The sequence below is a fragment of the Mesorhizobium sp. B2-5-4 genome, from assembly GCF_006441095.1.
Classification (GTDB): Bacteria; Pseudomonadota; Alphaproteobacteria; order Rhizobiales; family Rhizobiaceae; genus Mesorhizobium; species Mesorhizobium salmacidum.
Window position 1 is genome coordinate 246,188 of the sequence record NZ_VFUR01000001.1, and the last position, 11,529, is coordinate 257,716.

At 62.2% G+C, this 11,529-nt stretch carries 8 protein-coding genes and 1 pseudogene; 7 read left to right on the forward strand and 2 right to left on the reverse strand.

The window, feature by feature from the left end; genetic code table 11:
• Positions 1-36 precede the first annotated feature (36 nt).
• Together rpoC and FJ492_RS01215 are read left to right on the forward strand one after the other, a co-directional pair.
• Positions 37-4,233, forward strand: a complete 4,197-nt coding sequence (gene rpoC / locus FJ492_RS01210) for a DNA-directed RNA polymerase subunit beta' (protein ID WP_027146628.1) — start codon at positions 37-39, stop codon at positions 4,231-4,233.
• Between the two features lie 82 nt (positions 4,234-4,315).
• Positions 4,316-4,980: pseudogene (locus FJ492_RS01215) on the forward strand (O-methyltransferase).
• A gap of 21 nt (positions 4,981-5,001) precedes the next feature.
• Here the strand turns inward: FJ492_RS01215 and FJ492_RS01220 are convergent.
• Both FJ492_RS01220 and FJ492_RS01225 read right to left on the reverse strand, forming a co-directional pair.
• Positions 5,002-5,925, reverse strand: a complete 924-nt coding sequence (locus FJ492_RS01220; RefSeq protein WP_181166562.1) for a Gfo/Idh/MocA family oxidoreductase — start codon at positions 5,923-5,925, stop codon at positions 5,002-5,004.
• Positions 5,926-6,069: 144 nt separating this feature from the next.
• Positions 6,070-6,351 (reverse strand): transcriptional regulator, encoded by a 282-nt coding sequence (locus FJ492_RS01225; protein ID WP_127277968.1) that lies wholly within the window; start codon positions 6,349-6,351, stop codon positions 6,070-6,072.
• A gap of 465 nt (positions 6,352-6,816) precedes the next feature.
• Here FJ492_RS01225 and rpsL point away from each other — a divergent pair, with 465 nt between their 5' ends.
• The 5 genes from rpsL to rpsJ all read left to right on the forward strand — a co-directional run bounded on the left by rpsL (position 6,817) and on the right by rpsJ (position 11,472).
• The gene (gene rpsL / locus FJ492_RS01230; protein ID WP_006333356.1) at positions 6,817-7,188 is read left to right on the forward strand and encodes a 30S ribosomal protein S12; all 372 of its coding nucleotides are present in this window, start codon (positions 6,817-6,819) and stop codon (positions 7,186-7,188) included.
• 73 nt (positions 7,189-7,261) lie between these two features.
• A complete protein-coding gene (gene rpsG / locus FJ492_RS01235; protein ID WP_008875664.1) occupies positions 7,262-7,732 on the forward strand; it encodes a 30S ribosomal protein S7 in 471 nt (156 codons plus the stop codon).
• A 29-nt stretch (positions 7,733-7,761) separates the two neighbouring features.
• Entirely contained in the window at positions 7,762-9,852 is a 2,091-nt protein-coding gene (gene fusA / locus FJ492_RS01240) for an elongation factor G (RefSeq protein ID WP_027146624.1), read from the forward strand.
• 66 nt (positions 9,853-9,918) lie between these two features.
• Entirely contained in the window at positions 9,919-11,094 is a 1,176-nt protein-coding gene (gene tuf, locus FJ492_RS01245) for an elongation factor Tu (RefSeq protein WP_013895701.1), read from the forward strand.
• A gap of 69 nt (positions 11,095-11,163) precedes the next feature.
• Complete coding sequence (gene rpsJ / locus FJ492_RS01250) at positions 11,164-11,472, forward strand: 30S ribosomal protein S10 (protein WP_010909272.1); 309 nt, start codon at positions 11,164-11,166, stop codon at positions 11,470-11,472.
• Positions 11,473-11,529 lie beyond the last annotated feature (57 nt).

The window sequence follows — 11,529 nt, forward strand, 5'->3', positions numbered from 1 at the left end:
CAAGGGGTTTTCGAGGACCCCGAAAAGGAGAACGGCATGAACCAAGAGGTCATGAATCTCTTCAATCCGCAGGCGCCTGCGCAGGTGTTCGATTCCATCCGGATTTCGCTTGCCAGCCCTGAGAAGATTCTGTCCTGGTCGTTCGGCGAGATCAAGAAGCCGGAGACCATCAACTACCGCACCTTCAAGCCGGAGCGTGACGGTCTGTTCTGCGCGCGCATTTTTGGCCCGATCAAGGACTACGAATGCCTGTGCGGCAAGTACAAGCGCATGAAGTACAAGGGCGTCATCTGCGAGAAGTGCGGCGTCGAAGTCACGCTGTCGCGCGTTCGCCGCGAGCGCATGGGCCATATCGAGCTGGCGGCACCCGTCGCCCATATCTGGTTCCTGAAGTCGCTGCCCTCGCGCATCGGCACGCTGCTCGACATGACGCTGAAGGACATCGAGCGCGTCCTCTACTTCGAGAACTACATCGTCACCGAGCCTGGCCTCACCGCGCTGAAGGAGCACCAGCTGCTCAGCGAGGAAGAGTACATGATCGCCGTCGACGAGTATGGCGAGGATTCGTTCACCGCCATGATCGGCGCCGAGGCCATTCATGACCTTCTGGCCGGCATGGACCTGGAGAAGATCGCCGGCGACCTGCGTTCGGAATTGGCTTCGACCACGTCCGAGCTGAAGCAAAAGAAGTATCTGAAGCGGCTCAAGGTCGTCGAGAACTTCATGGAATCCGGCAACCGTCCGGAATGGATGATCATGAAGGTCGTTCCGGTGATCCCGCCGGACCTGCGCCCGCTGGTTCCCCTGGATGGTGGACGCTTCGCGACGTCCGACCTGAACGATCTCTATCGCCGCGTCATCAACCGCAACAACCGCCTGAAGCGGCTGATCGAGCTGCGGGCGCCGGGCATCATCGTGCGCAATGAAAAGCGCATGCTGCAGGAAGCCGTCGATGCGCTGTTCGACAACGGCCGTCGCGGCCGCGTCATCACCGGCGCCAACAAGCGTCCGCTGAAGTCGCTGTCCGACATGCTCAAGGGCAAGCAGGGCCGGTTCCGTCAGAACCTGCTCGGCAAGCGCGTCGACTATTCCGGCCGTTCGGTCATCGTCACCGGTCCGGAGCTCAAGCTGCATCAGTGCGGCCTCCCGAAGAAGATGGCGCTCGAACTGTTCAAGCCCTTTATCTACGCCCGTCTCGACGCCAAGGGTTACTCCTCGACGGTCAAGCAGGCGAAGAAGCTGGTCGAGAAGGAGCGTCCGGAAGTCTGGGATATCCTCGACGAGGTGATCCGCGAGCATCCGGTTCTCTTGAACCGCGCGCCGACGCTGCACCGCCTCGGCATCCAGGCGTTCGAGCCGATCCTGATCGAAGGCAAGGCGATCCAGCTTCACCCGCTGGTCTGCACGGCCTTCAACGCCGACTTCGACGGCGACCAGATGGCCGTTCACGTGCCGCTGTCGCTTGAAGCGCAGTTGGAAGCCCGCGTGCTGATGATGTCGACCAACAACATCCTGCACCCGGCCTCCGGCGCGCCGATCATCGTGCCGTCGCAGGACATGGTTCTGGGTCTCTACTACCTCTCGATCGTCAACCAGAACGAGCCGGGCGAGGGCATGGTGTTTGCCGATATGGGCGAACTCCAGCACGCGCTCGAGACCAAGGCCGTGACCTTGCACGCCAAGATCAAGGGCCGCTTCCGCACGGTCGACGCCGAAGGCAAGGTCGTGTCGAAGATCCATGACACCACGCCTGGCCGCATGATCATCGGCGAGCTCTTGCCGAAGAACGTCAATGTGCCTTACGAGACCGCCAACCAGGAGATGACCAAGAAGAACATCTCCAAGATGATCGACACCGTCTACCGCCATTGCGGTCAGAAGGAGACGGTCATTTTCTGCGATCGCATCATGGCGCTCGGCTTTGCTCATGCGTGCCGTGCCGGCATCTCGTTCGGCAAGGACGACATGCTGATCCCGGACACCAAGATCAAGCTGGTGTCGGACACCGAGGCCTTGGCCAAAGAGTACGAGCAGCAGTACAATGACGGCCTGATCACGCAGGGCGAAAAGTACAACAAGGTCGTCGACGCCTGGGCCAAGTGCTCGGAAAAGGTCGCCGACGAAATGATGGCCCGCATCAAGGCGGTCGAGTTCGAAGACAATGGCCGTCAGAAGCCGATGAACTCGATCTACATGATGTCGCACTCCGGGGCGCGTGGCTCGCCCACCCAGATGCGCCAGCTTGCCGGCATGCGCGGCCTGATGGCCAAGCCGTCGGGTGAAATCATCGAGACGCCGATCATCTCGAACTTCAAGGAAGGCCTGACCGTGCTCGAGTACTTCAACTCGACCCACGGCGCCCGCAAGGGTCTGGCCGACACCGCCTTGAAGACGGCGAACTCGGGTTACCTCACCCGTCGTCTGGTCGACGTGGCGCAGGACTGCATCGTCAACTCCGTGGATTGCGGCACCGACAAGGGCCTCACCATGCAGCCGATCGTCGATGCAGGTCAGGTTGTCGCTTCGGTCGGCCAGCGCGTGCTGGGCCGTACATCGCTCGACGATATCACCCATCCGGTGTCGGGCGAGGTTCTGGTCAAGGCCGGAACGCTCATGGACGAACGTGACGTCGAGCAGATCGAAAAGGCCGGCGTGCAGTCGGTCCGCATCCGCTCGGCCCTGACCTGTGAGGTCAGGATCGGCGTCTGCGCGGTCTGCTACGGACGCGATCTGGCCCGCGGCACCCCGGTCAACCAGGGTGAAGCCGTCGGCGTCATCGCGGCGCAGTCGATCGGCGAGCCGGGCACGCAGCTCACCATGCGCACCTTCCACATGGGCGGTACCGCGCAGGTGGTGGACAGCTCGTTCCTTGAAGCCTCCTATGAGGGCAAGGTCGAGATCCGCAACCGCAACGTGGTGCGCAACTCGGACGGCCAGCAGATGGTCATGGGCCGCAACATGGCGGTGCTGATCCTCGACGAAGCCGGCAAGGAGCGCGCGACGCACCGTGTCACCTATGGTTCACGCATCTTCGTGGACGATGGCGACAAGGTGAAGCGCGGTCAGCGTATCGCCGAGTGGGATCCCTATACCCGTCCTGTCCTCACTGAAATCGAGGGCAAGGTGTCTTATGAGGATCTGGTCGACGGCATTTCCGTTCAGGAAACGGCCGACGAGTCGACCGGCATCACCAAGCGTGAGGTCATCGACTGGCGGTCGACGCCGCGCGGCAACGACCTCAAGCCTGCGATTGCCATCCTGGACTCCAAGGGCAAGGTCGGCAAGCTGTCGAAGGGTGGCGATGCCCGCTTCCTGCTCTCGGTCGAGGCCATTCTCTCGGTCGAGCCGGGTTCCCAGGTTCGCCCCGGCGACGTCCTGGCGCGTATCCCGATGGAAAGCGCCAAGACCAAGGACATCACCGGCGGTCTGCCGCGTGTCGCCGAACTGTTCGAGGCACGTCGTCCGAAGGATCACGCCATCATCGCCGAGATCGATGGCACGATCCGCTTCGGCCGCGACTACAAGAACAAGCGCCGCATCATCATCGAGCCGCACGACTCGACGCTTGAGCCGGTCGAGTACCTGATTCCGAAGGGCAAGCCGTTCCATCTCCAGGACGGCGACGTCATCGAGAAGGGCGATTACATCCTCGACGGCAATCCGGCGCCGCACGACATCCTGGCGATCAAGGGCGTGGAGGCACTTGCTTCCTATCTCGTCAACGAGATCCAGGAAGTCTACCGCCTGCAGGGCGTGTCGATCAACGACAAGCACATCGAGGTGATCGTTCGCCAGATGCTGCAGAAGGTCGAGATCACGGTGCAGGGCGACTCGACCTACATCCCGGGCGATCATGTCGACGTGATCGAACTGGAAGAGGTCAACGAGCGTCTGGTCGAGGACGGCAAGAAGCCGGCCGAGGGCCAGCCGGTGCTGCTCGGCATCACCAAGGCATCGCTGCAGACGCCGTCCTTCATCTCGGCCGCCTCCTTCCAGGAGACGACCAGGGTGCTGACGGAAGCCGCGGTTGCCGGCAAGACCGACATGCTGCAGGGCTTGAAGGAAAACGTCATCGTCGGCCGGCTGATCCCGGCCGGTACCGGCGGCACGATGAGCCAGATCCGGCGCATCGCCACCTCGCGCGACGAACTCATCATCGACGAGCGCCGCAAGGCCTCCGGTGTGGAAGTCGCCGAGCCGATGCTGGCGGACATGACAACCGCCGCGCAGTAAGCGAGGCGGCAAAAATCTCAGGCAACAGAAGCCGTCGGGGCAACCCGGCGGCTTTTTCATTTCTATAATCGGAGGAAAACAGATGAGCACGAAGATCTGGACGGCTGTCGATAACTACATCGTCTCCTCGCTCTTCGAGGCGGATCCCGTTCTCGACGCGGTTCTGGCGGCCAACCGCGACAACGGCCTGCCGGCGATCGACGTCTCGGCGGCGCAAGGAAAACTGCTCTCGCTGCTGGTGCGCATCAGCGGCGCGAAGAAGGTGCTCGAGATCGGCACGCTGGGCGGCTATTCGACCATCTGGATGGCGCGGGGATTGCCCGCCGACGGCAAGGTCGTGACGCTCGAACTCGATCCGCACCATGCCAGCGTCGCGCGTTCGAATTTCGTGCGGGCAGCAGTTGCGGACCGTGTGGAATTGCGCGTCGGCCCGGCGCTCCAGTCGCTTGCAGCACTGGGTGGCGAGAACGCCGGTCCGTTCGACCTCATCTTCATCGATGCCGACAAGCCGAACAACCCGAACTATCTGTCCTGGGCCTTGCGGCTGTCGCGCTCCGGAACGGTCATCATCTGCGACAACGTCATCCGTGACGGCGCCGTGCTGGATGAGGATGGTCGCGATGCCAATGTCGAAGGCGCACGCGCGGCGTTTTCCTTCATCGGCGGCGACAAACGGCTGGACGGCACCGCCATCCAGACCGTGGGCGCCAAGGGCATGACGGCTTTGCCATCGCCATTGTCGACTGAGGCCAGCGCGGCCGGCGATCGTCAGTCGAAAAACGCCTCGACCACGTTGCGCTTGCCGAGCATGAACGCGTCGGCGACGTGCTGGAGCGGCGCGAGGTCCACATCCGACGTCCCGGCGTGCACGATTTCGGCAAACCGCCGGTAGAGCATCGGATATTCCGCTTCCGGCTCCTGGTGTACGACACTGCCGTCGACGGCGAGTTTCGAGCCGCCACCCGAGAGCACCATCTGTCCAGCATCCGCGTCGGCCAGGATGTCCCAGCTCTGCGGTCCGGTCTGCAACCAGTCGAGGTCCATCGTCACATCAGATCCGTTCGCCGCGCGGAAGGCGACCTGCGCCGCGATCGGTGCATCACGGTTCTTGGGAAAATCGAGCACGGCCGAAGTGATGTACATGGCCGGCAGGATGTAGGTTGCGATCGACAGCGCGTTGATACCGGGATCGAAGACGCCGAAGCCGCCAGGCTGCCAGATCCAGTCCTGATTCGGATGCCAGCGCCGTACATCTTCCTTCCAGACGATCGCCGCCGATTTGATTCTGGTCGAAACCAGGAATGTCCGTGCGGCTTCCACCGCCGGCGCGTATCGCGAGTGCCAGCTGGCGAACAAAGAGACGCCTTGTTTCGTCGCGAACGCCTTCAGGTCCTCGACTTCGCTGACCGTGGCACCCGGGGGCTTCTCCAGGAAGACGTGCTTTCCGGCCTCGAGCGCCTTGCGCGCGGCGTCATAGCGGAACTGCGGCGGCATGCACAGCGACACGGCGTCGAGTTCGGGAACCGCGCCAAGCATCGTCTCAATATCAGGGTAATTCGCGATGCCGTCGACCTTGCCGTGCCGGCTGGCCGCCGCGATCAGCTGGTAGTCCCGATCCTTGGCCAGTGCCGGAAGGTGTTGGTCGCGGACGATCTTGCCGACGCCGACAATGCCGATTCTTATGGGCGAGATGGATGAGGACATGAGGCTCCGCCGGGTTTGGACGACTGCGCGTCTCTTAGCAGATCGGACATGACGGGCAAGCACCGGCCATACCAGTTATCCGAACGAATCGGCACTGCGGCGCAGGGCAGGTGAGGGGCATCACGCTTGCGATCAGATCGGAACGTCGAAGGTCACGATCGACACTTCGCCTTCGAGCGCGCCCTGAAAGGCCGAAAGATGCGGCTCATCGTCGGGCTCGCCCTCCATGTCGCCGATCTGGTCGAGTTCGGCTTCGGCATAGCCTTCCGCCGCGAGCGATTCGAGCGCGCGGCGCACCGCCGAATCGTCATCGGGCGCCACCAGCATGACATGCACGCCTTCCGGCTTGCCGCCTTTCTTCTTCCACACCCGGCCGGTGATGATGGTGACCGGGCGTTCTTCATTGTCGTTCACGGGCCGATTCCTCCGCGGCGAGGGATTGTCAGTGTTCATGCGGCCTTTTTCGCATGAAGCAAGGCCCCGCAACAGCCAAAGGCCGGTCACTTTCTTCCCCGCCCTTGCAAAACGGCGAAAGAAAATTACTTGCGGTTTTCGCATGGCTGCCAAGCCCCGCCTTCAATGCAATATTTGCCACTGCGGGCTTGACGGTTCGCGGGCTTACGAGTAGAAGCCGCCCAGTCAGAACCGATGTGAGGCTCTTGCTTCCGAAGCGACACGCTTTGGAGTTTGCCTCAAACAGGGTTCGTTTTACGAGCGAAAAGACATCTCCGGCGTGCACGAAGCGGTTTCCGCTTCCTCTGCGATTTGTTCGGGCAAGACCGCAAGGCGCGGTTTGTGGCCCGAATTTGCGTATGGAAATGACGCTTTGAGCGAGCCTTGACCGGCACGAGACACGGAATTGAGAGACAAGAGGGTTTAATGCCTACCGTCAACCAGCTGATCCGCAAGCCGCGCATTGCGCCGGTGAAGCGCAACAAGGTCCCGGCCATGCAGCAGAACCCGCAGAAGCGGGGCGTCTGCACGCGCGTCTATACGACGACGCCGAAGAAGCCGAACTCGGCGCTGCGCAAGGTGGCCAAGATCCGCCTGACCAATGGTTTTGAAGTGATCGGTTACATCCCCGGCGAAGGTCACAACCTTCAGGAACACTCCGTGGTCATGATCCGCGGCGGCCGCGTCAAGGATCTTCCGGGCGTGCGCTATCACATCATCCGCGGCGTGCTCGACACGCAGGGCGTGAAGAACCGCAAGCAGCGCCGTTCGAAGTACGGCGCCAAGCGTCCGAAGTAAGGGGCGTCCGAAGTAAGGTTTTCCGGCCTTGTCGCTTTCCGGCGCAAGGCTACGAGATTGAGAGACAAAAGCCATGTCGCGTCGTCACAGTGCAGAAAAGCGTGAGATCAACCCGGATCCCAAGTTCGGTGATCTGATCGTCACCAAGTTCATGAACGCCGTCATGTATGACGGCAAGAAGTCGGTCGCCGAGACCATCGTCTATGGCGCGCTGGACCAGGTCCAGTCGAAGACCAAGCAGGAGCCGGTCACCGTCTTCCACCAGGCGCTCGACAATGTCGCGCCGCATGTGGAAGTGCGTTCGCGTCGCGTCGGCGGCGCCACCTACCAGGTTCCGGTCGACGTGCGCCCCGAGCGCCGCCAGGCGCTGGCGATCCGCTGGCTGATTGCCGCGGCCCGCAACCGCAACGAGACCACCATGGTCGACCGCCTCTCCGGCGAGCTGATGGACGCGGCCAACAACCGCGGCACTGCCGTGAAGAAGCGTGAAGACACCCACAAGATGGCTGAAGCCAACCGCGCTTTCGCACACTACCGCTGGTAAAGCGCGAACAGGACTGAGAGGCAGCTACGATGGCCCGCGAATACAAAATCGAAGACTACCGCAATTTCGGTATCATGGCGCATATTGACGCCGGCAAGACGACGACTACCGAGCGCGTCCTCTATTACACGGGCAAGTCGCACAAGATCGGCGAAGTGCACGACGGCGCTGCCACCATGGACTGGATGGAGCAGGAGCAGGAGCGCGGCATCACCATCACGTCCGCTGCGACCACGACCTTCTGGAAGGCTCGTGACGGCAAGATGCACCGCTTCAACATCATCGACACCCCTGGACACGTCGACTTCACCATCGAGGTCGAGCGTTCGCTGCGTGTGCTCGACGGAGCCATTGCGTTGCTCGATGCCAACGCCGGTGTCGAGCCGCAGACGGAAACCGTCTGGCGTCAGGCCGATAAGTACCGCGTGCCGCGCATGATCTTCTGCAACAAGATGGACAAGATCGGCGCGGACTTCTACCGCTCGGTCGAGATGATCGGCTCGCGCCTCGGTGCGCAGGCTGTCGTCATGCAGCTGCCGATCGGCGCCGAGACCGAATTCAAGGGCGTCGTCGACCTCGTCGAGATGAACGCGCTTGTCTGGCGCGATGAAACCCTGGGTGCTGCCTGGGACGTCGTCGAGATCCCGGCCGACCTCAAGGCGCGTGCCGAGGAATATCGCGAGAAGATGATCGAAGCCGCCGTCGAAATGGACGAGACGGCGCTCGAGAACTACCTCGAAGGCAAGATGCCGTCGAATGACGAGATCCGTTCGCTGATCCGCAAGGGCACGATCGCGGTCAAGTTCTACCCGATGTTCTGCGGCTCGGCCTTCAAGAACAAGGGTGTGCAGCCGCTGCTCGACGCCGTTGTCGAATACCTGCCGTCGCCGGCCGACGTTCCGGCCATCAAGGGTGTCGATGCCAAGACCGACGCCGAGATCGAGCGTCATGCGGACGACAACGAGCCGCTGTCGATGCTCGCCTTCAAGATCATGAACGACCCGTTCGTCGGTTCGCTGACCTTTGCCCGCATCTATTCGGGCAAGCTCACCAAGGGCGTCTCTGTCGACAACACCGTGAAAGGCAAGAAGGAGCGCATCGGCCGCATGCTCCAGATGCATGCGAATTCGCGCGCCGACGTCGAAGAGGCTTTCGCCGGCGACATCGTCGCCCTGGCCGGCCTCAAGGACACCACCACCGGCGACACGCTGTGCGATCCGTTGCACCCGGTGATCCTCGAGCGCATGGAATTCCCCGATCCGGTTATCCAGATCGCCATCGAGCCGAAGACCAAGAACGACCAGGAAAAGATGGGGCTCGCCCTTCATCGCCTGGCTGCCGAGGACCCGTCCTTCCGCGTCAAGACGGACGAGGAAAGCGGCCAGACCATCATCTCCGGCATGGGCGAACTGCACCTCGACATCATCGTCGACCGCATGCGTCGCGAGTTCAAGGTCGAAGCCAATGTCGGCGCGCCGCAGGTGGCTTATCGCGAGACGATCACCCGCAAGCACGAGCAGGACTACACGCACAAGAAGCAGACCGGCGGTACCGGCCAGTTCGCGCGCGTCAAGGTTGTGTTCGAGCCGAATTCCGAGAGCGAGGACTTCGTATTCGAGTCCAAGATCGTCGGCGGCGCGGTGCCGAAGGAATACATTCCGGGCGTTGAAAAGGGCATCCAGAGCGTCATGGGCGCTGGTCCGTTCGCCGGCTTCCCGATGATCGGCGTCAGGGCAACGCTCATCGACGGAGCCTATCACGATGTCGACTCCTCGGTTCTTGCCTTCGAAATCGCGTCCCGTGCTTGCTTCCGTGAAGCTGCTCCCAAGCTTGGCGTGCAGTTGCTCGAGCCGATCATGAAGGTCGAGGTGGTGACGCCGGAAGATTACGTCGGCAGCGTCATCGGTGACCTGAACGGCCGTCGCGGCCAGATCCAGGGCCAGGAAGCGCGCGGCGTGGCCGTCGTCATCAACGCGATGGTGCCGCTCGCCAACATGTTCAAGTACGTCGACAACCTGCGCTCGATGAGCCAGGGCCGCGCGGCTTACACGATGCAGTTCGATCACTATGAGCCGGTCCCGACCGCGGTCGCTCAGGAAGTCCAGAAGAAATACGCGTAACTCGAAAGAGCTGCCGCGGTAACGCAATTCAAAGCCCGCATGGGCGAGCAGGAATGGAGACATCACATGGCAAAAGGTAAATTCGAGCGCACTAAGCCTCATGTGAACATCGGCACGATTGGTCACGTCGACCATGGCAAGACGTCGCTGACGGCTGCGATCACCAAGTATTTTGGCGAATACAAGCGCTATGACCAGATCGACGCGGCGCCGGAAGAGAAGGCGCGCGGCATCACGATCTCGACGGCTCACGTCGAATACGAGACGGCCAACCGCCACTACGCGCATGTCGACTGCCCCGGCCACGCCGACTATGTGAAGAACATGATCACCGGTGCCGCGCAGATGGACGGCGCGATCCTGGTCGTGTCGGCCGCCGACGGCCCGATGCCGCAGACCCGCGAGCACATCCTGCTTGCCCGTCAGGTCGGCGTGCCGTCGATCGTGGTGTTCCTGAACAAGGTCGACCAGGTCGACGACGCCGAGCTGCTCGAACTGGTCGAGCTCGAGGTTCGCGAACTTTTGTCGAAGAACGAATTCCCCGGCGACGACATTCCGATCGTCAAGGGTTCGGCGCTGGCAGCGCTTGAGGATTCGAACAAGACGATCGGCGAGGACGCGATCCGCGAGCTGATGGCTCAGGTCGACGCCTACATCCCGACGCCGGTTCGTCCGCTCGACAAGCCGTTCCTGATGCCGATCGAGGACGTGTTCTCGATCTCGGGCCGTGGCACGGTCGTGACCGGCCGCGTCGAGCGCGGCGTGGTCAAGGTCGGCGAGGAGCTGGAAATCATCGGCATCCGTCCGACGACCAAGACGACCTGCACGGGCGTGGAAATGTTCCGCAAGCTGCTCGATCAGGGCCAGGCCGGCGACAACATCGGCGCGCTGCTGCGCGGCGTCGACCGTGAAGGTGTCGAGCGCGGCCAGGTTCTGGCGAAGCCCGGCACGGTGAAGCCGCACAAGAAGTTCGTGGCCGAAGCCTACATCCTGACCAAGGACGAAGGTGGCCGTCACACGCCGTTCTTCACCAACTACCGTCCGCAGTTCTACTTCCGCACGACCGACGTGACCGGCATCGTGTCGCTGCCGGAAGGCACCGAGATGGTGATGCCCGGCGACAACATCACGGTCGATGTCGAGCTGATCGTGCCGATCGCCATGGAAGAGAAGCTGCGCTTCGCCATCCGTGAAGGCGGCCGCACCGTCGGTGCCGGCATCGTCGTCACCATCAAAGAGTAATTTGGACTTAAACCGATCTGTCGCGGGCGCCGCAGTTGCCCGCGCCGCGCCAGAACAAGGAAGTGACGCATGAACGGACAGAATATCCGCATCCGCCTGAAGGCGTTTGACCACCGCGTGCTCGACGCCTCGACGAAGGAAATCGTGTCGACGGCCAAGCGCACCGGTGCAAACGTCCGCGGGCCCATTCCGCTGCCGACGCGGATCGAAAAGTTCACGGTCAATCGGTCGCCTCACGTCGACAAGAAGAGCCGCGAGCAGTTCGAGATGCGCACGCACAAGCGTCTGCTCGACATCGTCGATCCGACCCCGCAGACCGTCGATGCTTTGATGAAGCTCGATCTGGCCGCCGGCGTCGACGTCGAGATCAAGCTCTAAGGGAATGAGAGCGCGGTAGGGGGCGGTGTCCCTGGCCCGGAACTCTAAAGGAATTGA